Annotated in this window: 23 protein-coding genes and 1 rRNA gene; 23 read left to right on the top strand and 1 reads right to left on the bottom strand. The window is 37.8% G+C overall.

From position 1 onward, the window contains the following. The 12 genes from rrf to rsmI form a co-directional block, all read left to right on the top strand. Positions 1-71, top strand: a 5S ribosomal RNA gene (gene rrf / locus DBX25_RS21820); the annotation flags it as partial. Between the two features lie 641 nt (positions 72-712). After that, on the top strand, positions 713-910 hold the full coding sequence (locus DBX25_RS17945; RefSeq protein WP_108672151.1) for a sigma factor G inhibitor Gin: 198 nt from the start codon (positions 713-715) through the stop codon (positions 908-910). 79 nt (positions 911-989) lie between these two features. After that, complete coding sequence (locus DBX25_RS17940; protein ID WP_108672150.1) at positions 990-2,432, top strand: aminotransferase class I/II-fold pyridoxal phosphate-dependent enzyme; 1,443 nt, start codon at positions 990-992, stop codon at positions 2,430-2,432. A gap of 71 nt (positions 2,433-2,503) precedes the next feature. Further along, on the top strand, positions 2,504-3,148 hold the full coding sequence (gene tmk, locus DBX25_RS17935) for a dTMP kinase (protein WP_108672149.1): 645 nt from the start codon (positions 2,504-2,506) through the stop codon (positions 3,146-3,148). A 90-nt stretch (positions 3,149-3,238) separates the two neighbouring features. Further along, the gene (locus tag DBX25_RS17930) at positions 3,239-3,568 is read left to right on the top strand and encodes a cyclic-di-AMP receptor (RefSeq protein ID WP_108672148.1); all 330 of its coding nucleotides are present in this window, start codon (positions 3,239-3,241) and stop codon (positions 3,566-3,568) included. A gap of 17 nt (positions 3,569-3,585) precedes the next feature. After that, entirely contained in the window at positions 3,586-4,026 is a 441-nt protein-coding gene (locus DBX25_RS17925) for a YaaR family protein (protein ID WP_108672147.1), read from the top strand. Between the two features lie 14 nt (positions 4,027-4,040). Beyond that, positions 4,041-5,048: a DNA polymerase III subunit delta' gene (gene holB, locus DBX25_RS17920; protein ID WP_108672146.1), complete on the top strand. Its 1,008-nt coding sequence runs from the start codon at positions 4,041-4,043 to the stop codon at positions 5,046-5,048. After that, positions 5,041-5,868 (top strand): competence/sporulation regulator complex protein RicT, encoded by an 828-nt coding sequence (ricT, locus tag DBX25_RS17915; protein WP_108672145.1) that lies wholly within the window; start codon positions 5,041-5,043, stop codon positions 5,866-5,868. The genes holB and ricT overlap by 8 nt, the downstream gene beginning before the upstream one ends. A gap of 15 nt (positions 5,869-5,883) precedes the next feature. Continuing rightward, the gene (gene yabA, locus DBX25_RS17910) at positions 5,884-6,261 is read left to right on the top strand and encodes a DNA replication initiation control protein YabA (protein WP_108672144.1); all 378 of its coding nucleotides are present in this window, start codon (positions 5,884-5,886) and stop codon (positions 6,259-6,261) included. Between the two features lie 261 nt (positions 6,262-6,522). Then, positions 6,523-7,215, top strand: a complete 693-nt coding sequence (locus DBX25_RS17905; protein ID WP_108672155.1) for a tRNA1(Val) (adenine(37)-N6)-methyltransferase — start codon at positions 6,523-6,525, stop codon at positions 7,213-7,215. Then, positions 7,202-7,492, top strand: a complete 291-nt coding sequence (locus tag DBX25_RS17900) for a GIY-YIG nuclease family protein (protein ID WP_108672143.1) — start codon at positions 7,202-7,204, stop codon at positions 7,490-7,492. Before DBX25_RS17905 ends, DBX25_RS17900 begins: the two co-directional genes overlap by 14 nt. Continuing rightward, complete coding sequence (gene rsmI / locus DBX25_RS17895) at positions 7,467-8,342, top strand: 16S rRNA (cytidine(1402)-2'-O)-methyltransferase (RefSeq protein ID WP_108672157.1); 876 nt, start codon at positions 7,467-7,469, stop codon at positions 8,340-8,342. The genes DBX25_RS17900 and rsmI overlap by 26 nt, the downstream gene beginning before the upstream one ends. Before the next feature lie 48 nt (positions 8,343-8,390). On the opposite strand, the gene DBX25_RS17890 is transcribed toward rsmI, so the two are convergent. Further along, the gene (locus DBX25_RS17890; protein WP_108672156.1) at positions 8,391-8,675 is read right to left on the bottom strand and encodes an AbrB/MazE/SpoVT family DNA-binding domain-containing protein; all 285 of its coding nucleotides are present in this window, start codon (positions 8,673-8,675) and stop codon (positions 8,391-8,393) included. A gap of 700 nt (positions 8,676-9,375) precedes the next feature. Here DBX25_RS17890 and metG point away from each other — a divergent pair. The 11 genes from metG to ridA all read left to right on the top strand — a co-directional run bounded on the left by metG (position 9,376) and on the right by ridA (position 20,017). Beyond that, complete coding sequence (metG, locus tag DBX25_RS17885) at positions 9,376-11,334, top strand: methionine--tRNA ligase (protein ID WP_108672142.1); 1,959 nt, start codon at positions 9,376-9,378, stop codon at positions 11,332-11,334. Positions 11,335-11,678: 344 nt separating this feature from the next. After that, complete coding sequence (locus DBX25_RS17880) at positions 11,679-12,446, top strand: TatD family hydrolase (protein WP_108672141.1); 768 nt, start codon at positions 11,679-11,681, stop codon at positions 12,444-12,446. Positions 12,447-12,685: 239 nt separating this feature from the next. Further along, positions 12,686-13,879 carry a G5 and 3D domain-containing protein gene (locus DBX25_RS17875; protein WP_108672154.1) on the top strand — a complete coding sequence of 398 codons (1,194 nt, stop codon included), beginning with the start codon at positions 12,686-12,688 and terminating at the stop codon, positions 13,877-13,879. A 167-nt stretch (positions 13,880-14,046) separates the two neighbouring features. Continuing rightward, positions 14,047-14,607, top strand: coding sequence for a ribonuclease M5 (gene rnmV / locus DBX25_RS17870; RefSeq protein ID WP_108672140.1), 561 nt, complete (start codon positions 14,047-14,049; stop codon positions 14,605-14,607). Beyond that, entirely contained in the window at positions 14,600-15,484 is an 885-nt protein-coding gene (gene rsmA / locus DBX25_RS17865; RefSeq protein WP_108672139.1) for a 16S rRNA (adenine(1518)-N(6)/adenine(1519)-N(6))-dimethyltransferase RsmA, read from the top strand. The genes rnmV and rsmA overlap by 8 nt, the downstream gene beginning before the upstream one ends. A 288-nt stretch (positions 15,485-15,772) precedes the next feature. Then, positions 15,773-16,657, top strand: coding sequence for a sporulation peptidase YabG (gene yabG / locus DBX25_RS17860; RefSeq protein ID WP_108672138.1), 885 nt, complete (start codon positions 15,773-15,775; stop codon positions 16,655-16,657). A 250-nt stretch (positions 16,658-16,907) separates the two neighbouring features. Continuing rightward, positions 16,908-17,177 (top strand): biofilm formation stimulator Veg, encoded by a 270-nt coding sequence (gene veg, locus DBX25_RS17855; protein ID WP_108672137.1) that lies wholly within the window; start codon positions 16,908-16,910, stop codon positions 17,175-17,177. 150 nt (positions 17,178-17,327) lie between these two features. Then, positions 17,328-17,504, top strand: a complete 177-nt coding sequence (locus DBX25_RS17850; RefSeq protein ID WP_108672136.1) for a small, acid-soluble spore protein, alpha/beta type — start codon at positions 17,328-17,330, stop codon at positions 17,502-17,504. Between the two features lie 359 nt (positions 17,505-17,863). Next, positions 17,864-18,733: a 4-(cytidine 5'-diphospho)-2-C-methyl-D-erythritol kinase gene (gene ispE / locus DBX25_RS17845; RefSeq protein ID WP_108672135.1), complete on the top strand. Its 870-nt coding sequence runs from the start codon at positions 17,864-17,866 to the stop codon at positions 18,731-18,733. A gap of 60 nt (positions 18,734-18,793) precedes the next feature. Then, on the top strand, positions 18,794-19,630 hold the full coding sequence (gene purR / locus DBX25_RS17840; RefSeq protein WP_108672134.1) for a pur operon repressor: 837 nt from the start codon (positions 18,794-18,796) through the stop codon (positions 19,628-19,630). Positions 19,631-19,642: 12 nt separating this feature from the next. Next, positions 19,643-20,017 carry a 2-iminobutanoate/2-iminopropanoate deaminase gene (ridA, locus tag DBX25_RS17835; RefSeq protein WP_108672133.1) on the top strand — a complete coding sequence of 125 codons (375 nt, stop codon included), beginning with the start codon at positions 19,643-19,645 and terminating at the stop codon, positions 20,015-20,017. Positions 20,018-20,092 lie beyond the last annotated feature (75 nt).

Genomic DNA, 20,092 nt, shown 5'->3' with positions numbered 1-20,092 from the left:
ACGGAAGTTAAGCTCTTCAGCGCCGATGGTAGTTGGGGGTTTCCCCCTGTGAGAGTAGGACGTTGCCAGGCAAAGAGAAGAAGGTCAGCTGATGAGGCTGGTCTTTTTTTGTTTTCTTTTGGAGAGGAAACAGAAGGTGACTAGAGAAAGAGGTAGGAAGCCTTTGAAAAGGAAATCATTTTAAGTATAAGGAAGAGTGAGAGCAAAGCCCGGAGCGTGCTGGGCGAATGAGGATTGAGTGATGAGGCCAACGACATTGCTTGTTGCTTAGATTTCATTATTCCGTTCACTTTCTTCTATTATCATTCACCAGGGTACCTTTATCTTTCACTTTAGTAACAAATACCCTTCACTTTTAAAATTTATCCTTCACTTTTTGAATTTTTCACAAATATACCCTTCACATGACTATCTATATCCATGAAATATTCGTTTTTCCGTTCACATGCCCTCCTTTATCCACCAAGTTCCCATGATACCGTTCACATCTCAATGGGTTAATAATAGAAAACTGCCGCATGAGGACTAGCTTGGATATTCTCTGTAAATAGCATTATTTCAACTCAGATAAGAAAAAATCAAATAAGACATACACGGAAAGCAAGAAAGCTACATAGGATAGTATAGGCCAATATCCCAGGTGGATGAACGATTCGAAAAATTGTATACAAATTAAAGGTTTCGGGCAGAATAGGGGTATGGAGGTGGAGGAATGAACAATTTGGCAAAGCATTATGGGGAGATATGCATTGTATGTGAAAAAGAAAAACAAATGGGCATACACCTTTATACATCTTTTGTGTGTGAAGAATGCGAAAAAGAAATGGTTACAACTGAAACGAGTGATCCACGATATAAATATTTTCTGGATCAATTAAAGAAAATAACTAAACCAGAAATTTTTTCTTAATGGAGATTCTATTTATAGAGTCTCTATTTTTTATACTTTTTGATACACTTAATCTACTTATATATAAAGGAAGAATAACATGAATTTACAGCAAACTAGATTACCATTGTATGAAGCATTAGAGCGACACCGAATAAGTGACCCAATTTCGTTTCATGTCCCAGGACATAAAAGTGGCTTGATTCTTTCTAAAGAGATGCCAGTGGGGATAAATAGATTATTAGAGTATGACATGACAGAGGTACCTGGATTAGATGATTTACATCATCCAGAGGAAGCTATATATGAGGCACAGCAATTGCTTTCCGATTTTTATCAGTCAAAAAAGAGCTATTTCCTAGTAAATGGTTCAACAGTTGGGAATTTGGCGATGATATTAGGGGTTTGTCAGGAAGGTGATGCTGTCCTTGTGCAAAGGAATTGTCATAAGTCCATTCTTCATGGTTTGAAGTTAGCAAAGGTTGACCCCGTTTTTCTCCAACCGGATATAGACCGTGAATGGAAGATGGCAGGAGGTATCACGCTTGAATCTCTCCAAGAGACATTATCTTCTTATCCAGATGCCAAAGCATTAATTATTACTTCTCCCAATTACTATGGGAAAATTCAAATGTTAAAACCTATCATAAATTTAGCCCATGAATATAATATCCCAGTGCTGGTAGATGAAGCTCACGGAGCACATTTTGCTCTTGGTCATCCTTTTCCGGCTAGTGCAGCCCAGTTTGGAGCCGATGTAGTGGTCCACTCTGCGCATAAGACGTTACCTGCCATGACAATGGGGTCGTACTTACATATATACAATGATAGGGTCGATGAAAAAAAAATAGAGATGTATTTACAAATGCTCCAATCGAGCAGCCCTTCTTATCCTATTATGATGAGTCTGGATCATGCAAGGCATTATCTTGCTTCATTTAATGAAGAGGATATCCTTCATGCACTGAAAGAACTGGATGCATTTAAAGATAAATTAAGGTCAATGAGTGGGATTAAAATGTTGGAGGAACGAAATGTAGATCCGTTAAAGGTCACTTTACAACCATTAGACGGATATTCGGGGTTTCAGCTACTCGATGCATTGCAAGAAGAGGGGGTATATGCAGAATTAGCCGATCCTTACAATGTTTTATTAATATTACCATTATTAAAAAAAGGACAATCGTTTCCATACGTGACAGCAATTCAAAAGATTTCATTAGCACTTGAACGGTTAAGGGACAGGCATCCAGCAGCCATCAAGGAAATGCCTTCTTATCAACTGAATAATCATTATACAAAGCTAGAGTATTCTTTTAAGGAAATGGGTAATAAAAAGAAAGTGCCCATTTCTATAGTTGAAAGTGCAGGTAGGGTATGTGCGGAAATGATTATCCCATATCCACCAGGCATTCCATTAATCATGGATGGGGAGATCATTACTAATAAGGCTCTATCCTATTTACGAGAGTTGATTATATTAGGAACCCGATTCCATGGTGGAAGTTCGTTACAAGAAGGTAAACTCTGGGTCTATGAATAATTCTAATACGGTAGGTTTACTGATACAGAATGTTGTATACTAAACAGCATAGATACCATGGAGGTAAACGGATGGAAAAAGGTATGTTCATCACAATTGAGGGCCCAGAAGGTGCAGGTAAGTCGACTGTCATTCAATTACTAGGTGAGAGGCTCGAACAAAAAGGCTATAAAATATTAATCACTAGAGAACCTGGTGGAATTTCGATTTCTGAGCAAATTCGTCAGGTGATATTAAATACAGAAAATACGAGTATGGATGGTAGGACAGAAGCTTTGCTATATGCCGCTGCTAGGAGACAGCATCTAGTAGAAAAAGTAGTTCCTGCATTACTAGAAGGATATATCGTTTTGTGCGATCGTTTTATTGATAGTTCTCTTGCTTATCAAGGATACGCTCGAGGATTGGGTATTGATGAAGTCTATAAGATTAATAAATTCGCAATTGAAGGACGTATGCCACATTTAACGCTATATTTTGATATAGAGCCAGAAGAGGGATTAAAAAGAATCTCGTCGAATGAGGAACGAGAACAGAATCGCTTAGATTTAGAAGCTCTTTCTTTCCATCAAAAAGTTAGAGAAGGATATATGAAGGTAATAGAAATGTTTAAAGAAAGGTTCTATACCATTGATGCATCTAAACCTATTAATGAGGTTGTGGAAGTAGCAGAAAAAAAGGTTTTAGCTTCCATTAGCAATCCTTCACTAAATTGATTGGGAAGTATGATAGTCTACTTGATATAATGGAATATATATAACCAATATTCAGGAATGGGAATACAATAACTCGGGGGGTGCTTTATTTTGAAAATGATTATTGCGGTAGTACAAGATAAAGATAGCAATAAGCTATTGAATGCATTGGTGGACCATAATTTCCGTGCAACAAAACTGGCAACCACAGGTGGTTTCTTAAAGTCTGGAAATACTACCTTCATGATTGGTACAGAGGACATTCGAGTGGATAAAGCTTTGCAAATCATTAAAGATAATTGTAAAGCTCGTGAGCAACTAGTGGCCCCAGTATCACCAATGGGGGGCAATGCTGACTCCTATGTTCCGTATCCTGTTGAGGTTGAAGTAGGTGGAGCAACAGTGTTTGTACTTCCTATTGAAAATTTCATGCAGTTTTAGGAAGTGGAGGCTTTTCTATGAAAATCAATCAAGAGCTTCATCTTAAGCTGGATAAAGTATCAAAAGAGCAGAAGTCTATATCAACCGGAAGTACTCGGTTTCAGTCTCTTGTTCAAAAACAGGATCAAAAGCTCCAATATGAAGCATTAAATAAATTACTTGTAGATATCGAAGGTGCGGGCGAGCGTTTGGCTCGGTCCCGCACTTTTAAGGATTTAGCTAAATATAAGACGTTAGTTAAAAAATTTGTAAAAGAAGCCGTTAATTTTGGTATGGAATTAAAGCAGTCTCATAGCTGGAATCAATTTGGGCAAAGCAGACCATTGAAGACCGTTGAGACCATCGATCGAAAATTGGTCGAGCTTACGGAAGATGTGATGAATAAAGAAAAAGAATCGATTGATATCTTAGGGAAAATCGGTGAAGTAAAAGGTTTATTGATAAATCTATACACATAAATGGGATGATAGTCATGGTTAAACAATGGAACGAACTTAAAGAGTTCCAACCAGAAGTGCTGACAATGCTAGAGAATAGCATAAAGAAACATCGAATTTCACATGCCTATCTATTTGAAGGTGAACGTGGGACTGGAAAAAAGGACATTGGGATTATCTTCGCTAAAAGTCTATTTTGCGTGAATCCAGCAGAAGGTGTGATTCCCTGTGAAGAATGTTCTAATTGTAAACGTATTTCACATGGAAATCACCCAGATGTACATTTAATTGAACCAGATGGATTGTCCATAAAAAAAGAACAGATTCAGCATTTACAAGGGGAGTTCAATAAGAAAAGTGTTGAATCTAAACGGAAAGTCTACATCGTTGTTCATGCGGATAAAATGACTGTACAGGCAGCTAATAGCTTATTGAAGTTCTTAGAAGAACCACATGAAGGAACGACGGCTATTTTACTTACAGAGCAAATACATAGAATGATTCCTACAATCCTATCGAGGTGCCAAGTTATCACACTTAAACCTCTTTCACCATTGCTCATAAAAGTTAGATTAGAAGAGCAAGGTATTTCATCACAATCATCTTCTATTATTTCTCAACTTACACATAATTTTGAGGAAGCCTTACTAATTAGTTCTGACGAATGGTTTGCACAAGCTCAAAAAATAGTGTTAAAATTATATGAAGTACTCATACAGGATTCTTTAAAAGCATTAATTTATTTACAAGAAGAATGGATGGGTCACTTTAAGGAGAAAGAACAGCTTGATAGAGGTTTAGACTTGTTACTTCTTATTTATAAAGATTTATTATACATTCAGTTGGACAAGCCAGAATTAGTTGTTTATCAGTCAATGAGCGGAAACTTTGAGAAAACGGCTTGGTTGTTGTCTCAAAAAAAATTGGCTGAAAAAATGGAAGCAATCCTAGAGGCTAAAAGAAGGCTGATGTCCAATACAAATCCACAGCTGGTCATGGAACAGCTAGTGTTGAATTTGCAGGAGGGGTCATCATTTGTATGATGTAGTAGGCGTCCGTTTTAAAAAAGCGGGAAAAATATACTACTTTGACCCGGGAGAGCTTCAAATTCCAAAAGATGAGTTTGTAATTGTCGAGACGGCTCGTGGAGTGGAATTTGGTAAAGTGGTAATTGCCCGGAAACAAGTAGATGAAAATGATGTGGTTCTGCCGTTAAAAAAGGTTCTGCGGATAGCAGATCCAAAAGACCGTTTAATAGTAGAGGAGAATAAATCAGCTGCAAAGGAAGCATATGAGGTATGCTCACAAAAAGTAAGTGACCATAAACTCGACATGAAGCTCGTTGATGTTGAATATACTTTCGATCGAAATAAAGTGATATTCTATTTCACAGCTGACGGTCGTGTAGATTTTCGTGAATTAGTTAAAGATCTAGCAGCCATTTTCCGTACTCGAATTGAACTGCGCCAAATTGGGGTGAGGGACGAAGCAAAAATGCTTGGAGGCATCGGTCCTTGTGGTAGAATGCTTTGTTGTTCGACTTATCTAGGCGACTTTGAACCAGTGTCCATCAAAATGGCTAAGGATCAAAACCTATCCTTAAATCCTACAAAAATCTCCGGTCTTTGCGGAAGATTGATGTGCTGTTTAAAGTATGAAAATGATGAATATGAAACTGCCAAAGAGCAGCTTCCAGATCTCGGGGAAATGATTACGACTCCAAATGGAAAAGGCAAGGTAGTAGGGCTTAATATTCTAGAACGCGTACTTCAAGTAGAATTGGTCGAGCAGGAGAGAGTATTAGAGTATACTTTAGAAGAAATTCTAAAAGAGGGAGCCGTTTCTATTCAAGCCACAGATTAATGAGGTGGTGATGGCGTGGATAAAAAGGAAATTTTTGATTCTGTTAGTAATATGGAGACGCAAATTGGCCATCTCTATAAACAGCTAGGAGATTTAAAAACGCATGTAGCGGGAATATTAGAAGAAAATAACACGCTACAAATAGAAAATGAACATTTGCGTAGACGATTGGAACAAGTTTCTTCCTCCAATCAAAAGTCTGCCGTAAAAGGCAAAAAGTCTTCAAAGGTTCGTGAGACAGAAAAAGATGAAAAAGGCTTTGATGTAGGGGAAGGGTATGATAATCTTGCTCGACTATATCAAGAAGGATTCCATATTTGTAATCTCCACTTTGGTAGTCCACGAAAAGAAGGCGATTGTTTATTCTGCCTTTCATTCTTAAATAAAAAGTAAGTTATTTCTACTTTGTAGATTTGATCTTTTTAGTGCATCGTTTGTTCACATGCATTTTAAAGTAAAAGCCTTCCAATCTGGGAGGCTTTTTTACAATTGATTAGTCATAAATGGACAGCCTAAAAGAAAGTGAATAAGGGGCTCATTTAGAATAGATTCTTTTTTCGATATAAGGCTTTATTATTGATAGGTAAAGAGAGGTGTCCTACATCCGTGTTGTTACATGATGACGAGCGTTTAGATTACTTATTGGCAGAGGATATGAAAATTATCCAAAGTCCTTCCGTCTTTTCTTTTTCGCTTGATGCGGTTTTATTGGCAAGGTTTATCCAAGTCCCTATTCAAAAAGGGAAAATTGTGGATCTTTGTTCAGGAAATGGTGTCATACCGCTACTTTTGAGTACAAGAAGTAAGGCTGAAATCATAGGTGTGGAAATTCAAGAAAGATTATATGATATGGCAACAAGAAGTATTGCTTATAACGATAAACAGAATCAAATCCAGATGGTACACGGAGATTTGAAGGAAGTGACTCAAAACATAGGACACTCTAAATTTGATGCGGTAACCTGTAATCCTCCATATTTTCCTACTCCATCTGAGGAAGAAATCAATAAAAATATACATTATGCAATCGCCAGACATGAAATCATGTGTACGTTGGAAGACGTTGTCCGAGTAAGTAGCGGGCTATTAAAACAAGGGGGAAAAGCGGCTTTTGTCCATCGACCGGGCCGATTATTAGATATTGTCACATTAATGAGGAAATATCGGCTTGAACCGAAAAGACTACAATTTGTCTATCCGAAACAAGGGAAAGAAGCAAATGCTCTTCTAATAGAAGGAATCAAAGATGGAAATCCAGACTTGAAAATCCTGCCTCCGTTTGTTGTCTACGATGAGAACAATGAGTATACCGAAGAGGCTCGATATATGTTATATGGGGAAAAATAACCATTTTTTTTATGTCCTAAAGTGTAAAGATGGAAGTTTATATGCGGGATACACAACCGATATAAATCGAAGGATACGCATGCATAATGAAGGCAAGGGTGCCAAATATACCCGAGGAAGAGGTCCAGTTTCATTGGTGTTTTCACATGAGTTTTCAACAAAAGAAGAAGCCATGCGAACAGAATACTGGTTTAAGAGGTTACCTAGAACAAAAAAAGAACGCATCATAGCTAAGGAGCTGAATATTGTTGATCTTACAGCAAAAGAGCTTTGCTAATGAAGGAAAAGAAGCGGTATTATATCTTGTCCCGACTCCCATTGGGAATCTAGAGGATATGAGTTTTCGTGCAATTAGAATATTAAAGGAAGCACATGTCATTGCAGCTGAAGATACTCGCAATACCAAAAAATTGTGCAATTACTATGAGATTGATACCCCAATCATCAGTTACCATGAACATAATAAACAGATAAGCGGTCAAAATATTGTGGAACGTATTCATGCTGGACAGACGGTTGCTCTTGTAAGTGATGCAGGAATGCCGACCATATCTGACCCGGGTTTTGAACTAGTTCGCGAAGCTATTGAGGAGGGGATTCCTGTTATCCCACTTCCAGGAGCAAATGCTGCATTGACTGCATTGATTGCTTCCGGTATAGCCCCTCAACCCTTTTATTTCTATGGCTTCCTGGGAAGAAGTTCAAAGGAAAAGAAAAAGGAATTAGAGGAATTAAAGTATATTAATTCAACAATAATCTTTTACGAATCACCCCACCGATTAAAAGAGACCTTGAAACATATGGCACAAATCTTTGGAAATCGTTCTATTGTATTATGCCGTGAACTAACGAAGAAATTTGAGGAGTTCATAAGGGGTTCAATTGAAGACGCTATTCTCTGGACGGAGGAAACTGAAATCCGAGGGGAGTTTTGCTTAATCGTTGAGGGATCAATTGAATCAGCACCTCCAGAAGAGAACATATGGTGGCAGGATTTATCCATTGCTCAACACGTCAAAGTGTATATAGATGAAAAAGGACTTATGAATAAAGAAGCTATCAAACAAGTAGCAAAAGACCGTAACATGAATAAAAGAGATGTTTATCATGCCTATCATGTTGAATAAGACATAAAAAGAGATTCCAGACACTATGATGTCTGGAATCTCTTTTTATTATTTCACTAATTCAAGGTTCTCAGAGATTTCTTTTAATAGAAGTTCTGCACCTTCACGGCTTAGTACTAATTTACCGCTAGCTAATGATAAGTTGTTATCAGATACTTCACCAGTTACCTGGCAAGTCATGTTTGGCTTATATTTTTTAAGGATGATGCGCTCATCATCTACATAAATTTCTAAAGCATCTTTTTCTGCAATACCTAATGTACGACGTAATTCAATTGGAATAACTACGCGTCCTAATTCATCAACTTTACGAACAATACCTGTAGATTTCATTTCCATGTTCCCCTCTCGATATAAAAATAATAATGTTTCTAGTTCTCGATTTCTTTTTCTATAATTCGTCATGATTCGACAAAATTTTATAATGGTTTTATAATACCAAGCATTCCCATTTTCGTCAATCATTTTATTAATATCCTTTATTAGTAAAATAATCCAGACTTAAGAATGTGGTAGAATCAATACTTTACATACATTATACGTCATTTGACCGTTAATAGGCATATGACAAATAACTTACTTTTTATAGAATCATTGACTGATTATAGGAGAATCATACCACGAAATTCGACATTAATCGACATATAACTACATCCTTTTATACCATATTCCCCCAGAAATGTCGACTGAATCGACGGTTTTTACTAATTTTAAAGTGATTTTTATTTTTTTACTATAATTCTTCATAATGAATAAGGAATAAGATTACAATTGATGAGGGAAAAGTGTATATTTTGTTGCAAGATCAGCAAAGATGATAGTGGTTGGCGTAGGAATAATCTTTTTTGTCTTTAGTGGTTGCGGTAATTCACTGTAATCTTGGTATAATGAAAGAATATGAAGGATGGTACAAATCTTTTTGAATAAGAAAATAGTTGTGAATTCAGGCTGGATTAATATAACAAGCTATAATTTTAATCAGAAGATGTGATACCCATTAATACAGATTAGCAAGAAAAAATGGAGGATGGACATGGAGGAAAAATTAAAGACTTTTTACATTACGACACCAATTTACTATCCGAGTGGCAATTTACATATCGGTCATGCCTATACGACGGTAGCGGGGGATGCAATGGCTCGTTATAAGCGTCTTAGAGGATATGATGTCATGTACTTAACCGGTACGGACGAGCATGGACAAAAAATTGAACGCAAGGCTGCTGAGGAAGGAGTGACCCCTCAACAGTACGTCGATGGTATTGTATCTGGTATTAAAGATTTATGGAAAAAGATGGATATATCTTACGATGATTTTATTAGAACGACAGAAGATCGCCACAAAAAGGTTGTCGAAAAGATTTTCCAACAGTTATTGGACCAAGGCGATATTTATTTGGATGAGTACGAAGGCTGGTACTGCACACCTTGTGAATCATTCTTTACGGAAAGACAAGTAGAGAATGGTAACTGTCCTGACTGTGGAAGGCCAGTTGAGAAGGTAAAAGAGGAATCTTATTTCTTTAAAGTCAGCAAGTATGTCGATCGATTACTTCAATATTATGAAGAAAACCCAACTTTCATCCAGCCTGAGTCCAGGAAGAATGAAATGATTAATAACTTCTTAAAGCCTGGACTTGAGGACCTGGCTGTATCCCGTACCACGTTTGAATGGGGCGTAAAGGTTCCAGGTAATCCAAAACACGTCATTTATGTTTGGATCGATGCACTATCCAACTATATCACAGCTCTTGGGTATGGATCGGATAATGATTCAAAGTACTTGAACTATTGGCCAGCGAATGTTCATTTGATGAGTAAGGAAATTGTCCGTTTCCACACGATTTATTGGCCAATTATGTTGATGGCATTAGACCTACCACTTCCAAAGCAAGTGTTTGCCCATGGTTGGTTATTAATGAAAGACGGTAAAATGTCCAAGTCAAAAGGGAATGTCGTCGATCCGGTAACTCTGATTGATCGTTATGGCCTTGATGCTTTACGTTACTACTTACTTCGCGAAGTTCCATTCGGTTCAGATGGCGTCTTTACTCCAGAGGGGTTTGTTGAACGGATCAATTTTGATCTAGCCAACGATCTTGGGAATTTGTTGAATCGTACTGTAGCAATGATTGATAAGTATTTCAATGGGGTTATTCCTAGTTACTCAGCTTCATCGAGTGAGTTTGAACAACAGCTGCTCGCGATGAATCGTGAAGTGGTTGAGAAATATGAAGAAGCTATGGAGAAGATGGAGTTTTCAGTTGCCTTGACAACTGTATGGGGATTAGTCAGTAGAACTAATAAATTTATTGATGAAACACAACCTTGGGCACTAGCCAAAGATGAAAGCAAACAACAGGAACTAGCAAGCGTGATGGTTCATTTAGCAGAATCTTTGCGTAGAATAGCTGTCCTGCTTAAACCATTCATGACTCAAACTCCAGATAAAATCTTCAATCAACTGAACCTATCTGCAGAAGAGTTAAAAACTTGGGAAAGTCTTGAAAAGTTTGGTGTGATTCCTGAAGGAACGAAAGTGCAAAAAGGGGAGCCTATTTTCCCAAGGCTGGAAATGAAAGACGAAATTGAATATATCAAAATGAAAATGCAAGGCACAGCTCCTGTAACAGAAGAGAAGCAGGAAGAAGTAAAGGTCGAGCAAGCCGAAGAGATTTCAATTGATGATTTCATGAAAGTGGAGTTAAGGGTAGCTCAAGTCCTTGAAGCGGAACCTGTCAAAAAAGCGGATAAATTATTAAAATTACAGCTTGATTTAGGATTTGAAAAACGACAAGTCATTTCTGGAATCGCACAATACTATAAACCTGAAGAATTAGTAGGCAGAAAAGTCATTTGTGTAACGAATTTGAAGCCTGTTAAACTAAGAGGAGAGCTTTCCCAAGGGATGATATTAGCTGGTAGTGAGAATGGCCAACTATCTTTAGCAACAGTTGATCAAACATTACCGAATGGTGCAAAGGTCAAATAATAATATTTAAAAATAAAGTACGGTAAATGTTAGATAATATTCTAAGGTAATGAATCAAAAAAGATGTTCCACGTGGAACATCTTTTTTGATGAAATAAAACTTTGTTAGAAAAGTTTTTCGAGGAAGGACTCATAAAAAATGCTCCATTGCAGAATAGTATAGAAAGGGTCGATAAAGACAAATCATTTGCAATACATCTATAAGTATGTAGAATTAGAAGGACATATTTGATAATGCAATGGACTAAAGTACTAATTGTTTGTAATCATTTTGTTACTGAAATGTGAGACATGAAATCTTTTTTTCGTAATAAACTAGTTGCTAGAAAGGAAGAATTACATACATGCTTTTTGATACACACGCACATCTGAATGCTGATCAATTTAGTGAAGATTTACAAGAAGTGATTGAAAGAGCAAAGGAGGTTGGCGTTTCTAAATTAGTGGTGGTCGGTTTTGATAGGCCTACCATTACAAAAGCAATAGAATTAGTGGAGACGTATGATTTTATGTATGCAAGTATTGGATGGCACCCTGTGGATGCTATCGATATGAAGGATGAGGACCTAGAATGGATTGAGGATCTTGCATCTCACCCAAAAGTGGTAGCCTTAGGAGAAATGGGCTTGGACTATTACTGGGATAAATCTCCGAAGGACATACAAAAAGAGGTTTTTCGAAAGCAAATTGCTTTAGCAAAGAGAGTAAAGTTGCCCATCGTCATTCATAATCGTGACGCAACACAGGATATCGTCGATATTTTAAGGGAAGAAAATGCCCAAGAAGTCGGAGGTATCATGCATTGCTTTAGCGGAAGCCCAGAAACGGCTAAAGAATGTGTGGATATGAACTTTTACATATCACTTGGAGGTCCGGTTACCTTCAAAAATGCCAAGAAACCGAAAGAAGTAGCGGAACAAATTCCATTGGATCGCCTTTTAATTGAGACGGATTGTCCATATTTGGCACCGCATCCTAACCGCGGCAAGAGAAATGAGCCGAGCTATGTCAAATTGGTTGCAGAGGAAATCGCGCACCTTAAAGGGATTAGTTATGAAGAAGTAGCCAGAGTTACTACTGAGAATGCAAAAAAAGTATTCGGCATAAATTGATAAGGTTTTATGTCGATTTTTGGGGGAGCTTGTCCATAAAAATCCTAATTCCTAAAAGTTCTACAATTCTTTTTATGAACATAGGATATCCTTGTCGACAAGTCTTCCTTTTCAAGATTGCCAAGAGTATGCATAATTGGAGATACGTTCTGGAAAAAGGGTGTAAGTTTGACAGTCGATAGAGAACTCTATATAATCACCGGAGAGGAAGGGAGGAGTTTTTCATCGTGAGCAAAAACATGAAAAACCTGTTTTCCAAGTCTTTTAGTCGAAGGAGACTGACCATTGCAATTAGTAGTTTGATAGTCTTTATTGCAGTAACAGGAACGATGTTCTATCACGGAACAAAGAAGACAGTAGCGATTTCCATAGATGGTCAAGAAAAAATCGTTAAAACGCATGCAAATACGATTAGCGATATTTTAAAAGATTTGGAGATAAAGGTATCTGCAGAAGATTACCTATATCCCTCGGGAAAAACCGAGGTGAAGGATCAGCTTCAGGTAGTTTGGAAGCCTGCCAAGCAAATTACATTGATTCAGAACGGTAAGGAAAAGAAAATCTGGACTACAGCAGAAACTGTAGGAGAACTGTTGAAGGAAAGTAAGCTAGAAGTAAAGAAAGAGGATCAAATTACCCCATCCTTAGACACTGAGCTTCAAGGCAATATGAAAGTAGCCTTTGAAAAATCGTTTTTACTACACGTAGTAGACGGTACAAAAAAGGTCAATCAAGTATGGTCCACTTCGACTACGGTCGCTGACTTTTTAAAACACCAAGGAATTGTCCTAAATGAATTAGACCGTGTTGAACCAGGGTTAAAAGATTACGTGCAAGCAAATAGCACAGTAAAAATCGTGAGAGTAGAAAAAGTCACCGATGTAGTGGAAGAACCAATTAACTTCGCAGTCATTTCGAAAAAAGACAGCTCTCTTTCCAAAGGTAAAGAGAAAGTTGTCACTGAGGGTAAAAAAGGTGTGAAATCGAAGCAATTTGAAGTAATCAAAGAAAATGGCAAAGAGATAAAACGTACTTTGCTTTCTGAGAAAATTTTAAAAGAGAAACAAGATCAAGTGGTGGCTGTGGGAACCAAGGTGCTTGTAGCACAAGTTTCTCGTGGAACCAGTGAGAATACTTCTGATGGTCGTGAATTGTATGTGAATTCTACAGCCTATACTGCTCATTGTAATGGCTGCTCGGGGGTTACAGCTACAGGGTATAATTTAAAAAGCAATCCTAGTGCCAAAGTGATCGCGGTCGATCCTAGTGTTATTCCTTTAGGAACGAAAGTTTATGTAGAAGGATATGGATATGCGATTGCGGCAGATACAGGATCAGCAATTCGTGGAAACAAGATTGATGTGTTTTTCTCATCGAAGTCTCAAGCATATAAATGGGGCGTACGAAAAGTGAAAATTCGAATCTTGAACTAAACAAACATCAAAGGCAGGGGGAGTATATCCTTCTGCTTTTTTCACTTTTGGTTTAAATAATTTTTGAATGAAAACGTGATAAGGGTATAATAAGAAAGATATTATTAATCATGTCAAATTATTAGACGGGTCATATAAGGTAAAGGTTTCATCATTTTGGAGGAAAAATGAAAATTAAAGAAATAATTGTTGTCGAAGGTAAAGATGACACTGTTGCCATAAAGAGGGCGCTTGATGCGGATACAATCGAGACGAATGGTTCTGCTGTGAGCGAATTTACCATTGAACAAATCAGGCATGCCCAAGAAAAAAGAGGGGTCATCATTTTTACTGACCCTGACTATCCAGGTCAGCGGATTAGAAATATCATTTCTTCAAAGGTTGAAGGTTGTAGACATGCTTTTATAGCAAAAGAAGATGCTTTACCGAAATCGGGTAAAGGGATTGGTGTTGAACATGCTTCACCTGAAGCCATTCGGGCTGCACTAAAGGATGCACAATTGATACGGGTTGAAATCATAGAAGAAATCACTCATCAAGATTTGTTGGATGCGGGGCTCGTAGGTGGTCCGGGTTCAAAGGAACGTCGAGAAAAATTGGGGTACATGCTTAAAATAGGATTTACAAACGGTAAACAACTGTATAAGCGCTTGAATATGTTCAATATTACGAAAAGCGCCTTTTTGCAAGCAATGGATGAAATTGAGCGGGAGGAACAAAATGCATAAAGATATCGCTACACCTATTCGCACAAAAGCGATTTTAGAGAAATATGGATTTTCTTTCAAGAAAAGTTTAGGGCAAAATTTCTTGATTGATACAAACATATTACGGAACATTGTAGACTATGCAGGTTTATCAAAAGAAAGTGGAGCTATCGAAATTGGGCCTGGAATCGGGGCTTTAACCGAGCAGCTAGCGAAGGTAAGTAAGAAAGTAGTCTCATTTGAAATTGACCAACGCCTGCTTCCGATTTTAGAAGATACACTTTCACCGTATGACAACGTAAAAATCATACATCAAGATGTATTAAAGGCAAACGTGAATGAAGTAGCAGCGGAAGAATTTGAAGGAATATCAGATGTAATGGTGGTTGCAAACCTACCCTATTATGTAACAACGCCGATCATCATGAAGTTATTAGAAGAAGGATTACCTATTCGTGGCATCGTGGTCATGCTTCAAAAGGAAGTAGCAGACAGGATTTCTGCTAAGCCTGGAACTAAAGAATATGGCTCCCTTTCCATCGCTATACAATATTATACGGAAGCTGAAACAGTCATGATTGTACCTAAAACGGTATTCATGCCACAGCCAAATGTAGATTCAGCTGTAATTCGCTTGACGAAAAGAGAGAAACCGCTGGTCGAGGTAAAAGATGAGGCGTTTTTCTTTACGGTTACAAGAGCAAGTTTTGCCCAAAGAAGAAAAACCATTCAGAATAACCTTACAAGTCAGTTACCAAAAGGAAAAGAAAAGAAGGAAGCACTATTAGCTGCTTTAAATCGTGCAGGGATTGACCCAGGACGTAGGGGAGAGACTCTTTCAATTGAGGAGTTTTCTCGTTTAAGCGATGAGCTCTATGCTGACTTCCATGGGGAATAAACACTATATATGAATGTATAAGTCTGTCCACAAGGGCAGGCTTTTCCTTTTTTCATAAAGACTGTGTTTATATTGATATGATATTTATAACTTGAACGATCTTAGTGGGTTGGAGGGGATTAACGGGCTTATGTGAGAACTACCTAATGAGATATCGCTCACCTATCACCATTTTTCGCTCTAGATTTGTTTAGGGTAAGTAGGCGTCACCGTTTTGAGGTAGGATGCATAGCCTATGAAGAGAAAAAAATTGACGGCGTACAAGATGCTCTGTCGAGAGGTGAGATCATGAGCATTCAAATTAATGATGTGGTTGGAAGGATTTCGTATAAATGTGACGTATTATTTAGGGTTATCGATATACGTGAAATCAATGGATCGAAAGAGGCCATTCTTTTTGGAGAAGATATACGTCTGATTGCAGATGCTCCTTTTCACGACCTTACTCCTGTTGGCTCAGATATGAGAAATGAATGGAAGCATAGGAATGAGGAATTAATCGAACAGTCACTTAAATTGTTTTCCCAAGATATTCAACTCCTAAGGCAGAAGTATAGGTATGATGTGACGCAAGGATATAAGCAAACTAGTGAGTTTTTTCAAATGCCTGGGAAGGTTCTTCATATGGATGGGGATCCTAACTATTTAAAGAAATGTATGGACATGTACGAGAAAATTGGCATACCTGTACAAGGGATTACATGTGATGAAAAAGAAATGCCTCAACGAATTGGTTCCTATATTGAAAAGTTTCGTCCAGATATTTTAGTAATAACAGGACATGATGCATATTCAAAGGCAAAAGGATCAATGATGGACTTAAACTCATACCGTCATTCGAAAGAATTTGTCCAAACAGTAAGAGAAGCAAGGAAAAAAATACCAAGCCTTGATCAGCTTGTAATATTTGCAGGTGCTTGTCAATCTCATTTCGAATCATTAATTCAGGCAGGGGCCAATTTTGCAAGTTCTCCTGCAAGAGTTAATATCCATGCCCTTGATCCGGTGTACATTGTGGCGAAAATTTGTTATACCCCGTTCATGGAAAGGGTACATGTTTGGGACGCTCTTAAAAACACGCTTACTGGTGAAAAAGGACTTGGAGGAATAGAGACTAGAGGTGTTTTAAGAACTGGGATGCCATACAATAAATTTATGGAAAATGAATCTTAAAACCGTTTAAAATGTATGCTATGAACCTTCTTAAAAAGTGACTTATCAATCAAAGTCACTTTTTTTGGCATGAATGAATATTCTTTACATAAATTTTATAGGATGGGCAATCCTATAATTATTGGATATGGGGCGAAAATTGCGATTAAAAACCATTGACAAGCATTTTTGAGTATTGATATAATTTTATATTTTGTTTGACGGTTTGTACGAGTATGTGATATACTACACTTAGTGAGGTGGACCGATCATGCCGAAAACTTTAGCTGATATTAAAAAAGCACTTGACTCCAATTTAGGAAAAAGGCTTGTTTTAAAAGCGAACGGTGGAAGACGTAAAACTGTGGAAAGACTTGGCACGTTAGCCGAAACTTATCCATCTGTTTTTGTCATTGAGCTCGACCAAGATGAAAATGCATTTGAAAGAGTCTCCTACAGCTATGCGGATGTACTTACAGAAACAGTAGAATTAACATTCTTTGATGAAGCAGCAGGGAATATGGCTTTAAGCGGGCAGTAAACAATTTTGTTTACTGCTTTTTATTTTTCTTGAAAATGGTTAATACTGATACAAATAGTACTGGAAATAAATGAACAATGATTGCATTCATGAAATAGACTGAACTTCCACACACTATGTATGTCACTGCATGCATAGGGGGTAGAAGCTTTGGGTCGACGTAGAGGTGTCATGTCTGAAAGGTTCAAGGAAGAGCTCGCTAAGGAGTTAGGCTTTTATGATGTAGTTCAAAAGGAAGGATGGGGCGGAATCCGTGCGAAAGATGCAGGGAACATGGTGAAACGCGCTATTCAGCTTGCTGAGCAACAGCTTATGCAAAACCGTTAAACCTTTGAATGTCTATCAGAAAGATTAACCAACTCATTATAAACATGCAAGTGACGGATAAAGGCCAAGGCATTTGCTTTGGTCTTTTCTTTATACTTTATGAAATTGGCGGTAAAGAAGTCAGTCTACGGATGACCAATTTTAGGAATAAAGGCTAAGCTGCACTTATATTGAACTATGTTAAGAAAAGGAATAAAATAGCATCTGATTTATAAAGAGTCATTATGGGCCCATGCAATTTCAAATACATATGGTGTGAAAGGGCTTTTTTCGTTTGTTTAATATAGGAAAAACACTTTGTATTGTGTGTAGATATGGTAAAATAGGACAAGAACTTTTTACGAACGTAGGTGAAGATATTGAAGCTAATGGAGAAGGCACCTGCCAAGATCAATCTTGCATTGGATGTGCTTTATAAAAGGCCGGATGATTATCACGAAGTAGAGATGGTCATGACGACGGTTGATCTTGCAGATCGAATCGAACTAGCGGAAATAGCAGGAAAAGATATTAAGATTATCTCACACAATCGGTATGTACCGGATGATAGCCGTAATTTGGCTTATCAAGCCGCGAACCTATTGAAGCAGAGATTTAATATTTCTAGTGGCGTGGCCATTACAATTGAAAAGAACATCCCTGTAGCAGCAGGTCTTGCAGGAGGAAGCAGTGATGCTGCGGCTACGCTAAGAGGATTAAATAAACTTTGGAAACTAGGATTAAGTCTGGACGACTTAGCTACTTTAGGGGCTGAGATTGGATCAGATGTATCATTTTGTGTCTATGGTGGAACTGCATTAGCAAAAGGCCGTGGGGAAATCATCACCCATCTGCCAGCACCGCCAAGTTGTTGGGTGGTTTTGGCAAAGCCCACTATCGGTGTTTCAACAGCAGATGTGTATAAGAGATTGGATTTACAAAATGTCCAACACCCTAATGTTCCAAAAATGATTGAGGCTATCAATGATCATGATTTTAAAGGTGTATGTGCCCACTTAGGTAATGTCCTTGAGAACGTCACTTTAACACTTTATCCAGAGGTCTATCACATTAAGGAACAAATGAAGAAATTCGGAGCAGATGCTGTTTTGATGAGTGGAAGCGGACCTACAGTATTCGGATTAATCGAACATGACTCTAGAATGAACCGAGTATATAACGGATTACGAGGTTTCTGTGAACATGTCTATGCAGTAAGGTTGCTTGGAGAACGGAACCCTCTTGAATAAAGACGTATATTACTGTAAGATTGATATAATAATATTCGGATTTTAAGGAGGTTTTCTGCTTTGAAGTTTCGTCGTAGCGAGCGGTTAGTGGATATGACCAACTATATGTTAGAGCATCCAAGCCAACTAGTGCCCCTCACATTTTTTGCCGATCGATATGGTTCTGCTAAATCTTCTATTAGTGAAGATTTGACCATCATTAAGGAAACCTTTGAACAAAGGGGTATCGGAACCTTGGTGACTGTTCCAGGGGCTGCTGGTGGAGTAAAATATATCGTCAATATCAACAAGGAAGAGGCAGAACGTTTCATTGGTGAAATGTGCGAAGTCATGGAAAAGCCAGAACGCCTTCTTCCCGGTGGCTATTTATATATGACAGATATTTTAGGTGATCCCCAATTTGTTAATAAAGTCGGACGTCTAATTGCTTCAGCCTATTCTGGAAAGCAAATTGATGTGATCATGACGATGGCTACTAAAGGAATCCCTATTGCTTATGCGGTAGCCAATCATCTTAATGTTCCTGTTGTGATAGTAAGAAGGGACAATAAAGTGACAGAAGGTTCGACCGTAAGTATTAATTATATTTCTGGTTCATCTAAAAGAATTCAGACTATGTTACTTTCAAAAAGAAGTCTTGCAGTAGGTTCAAGAGTATTGGTAGTAGATGACTTCATGAAAGCTGGCGGAACTATTAATGGAATGGTCAGCCTATTAGAAGAGTTTGACGCTGTGGTTAGCGGAATCGCTGTCTTAATTGAGTCAGAGGATACTGAAGAACGTTTAGTAGAAGACTATATATCTTTATTAAAATTATCAGAAGTAGATACTAGAGAAAAGAAGATTTCGGTTTCTGCTGGGAATTATTTTGAGAAATCAAAAGGAACGATTTACTAAGGGGGAACTCTCGTGAAAGCCATTCAAAAGAATCATGCGCCTGCTGCTATAGGTCCGTATTCTCAAGGGATTGTAGTGAACAATATGTTTTATAGCTCAGGTCAAATCCCATTAACGGCTGAAGGGATAATGATTAACGGTGATATTACAGAACAGACGCACCAAGTTTTTAAGAATTTGCAAGCAGTCCTAGAGGAGGCTGGAGCTTCTTTTGAGACAGTGGTCAAGGCAACAGTTTTTATTAAGGACATGAATGATTTTGCGGCAGTAAATGAAGTATATGGACAATATTTTTCTGCTCATAAACCAGCACGCTCTTGTGTCGAGGTGGCAAGATTGCCAAAAGATGCATTAGTAGAAATTGAAGTGGTCGCCCTAGTGAAATAAAAAAGCTAACACTCGTGGATTTTCTAGTGCAAAATCATAAATAACAGTACAAATAACGTAGTAAAAAGCATGGTG

Source organism: Peribacillus acanthi (assembly GCF_003073175.1).
Classification (GTDB): Bacteria; Bacillota; Bacilli; order Bacillales; family DSM-1321; genus Bacillus_BN; species Bacillus_BN acanthi.
Note: the sequence above shows the minus strand (reverse complement) of the source record. Positions and strands in the feature narration are given on the sequence as shown.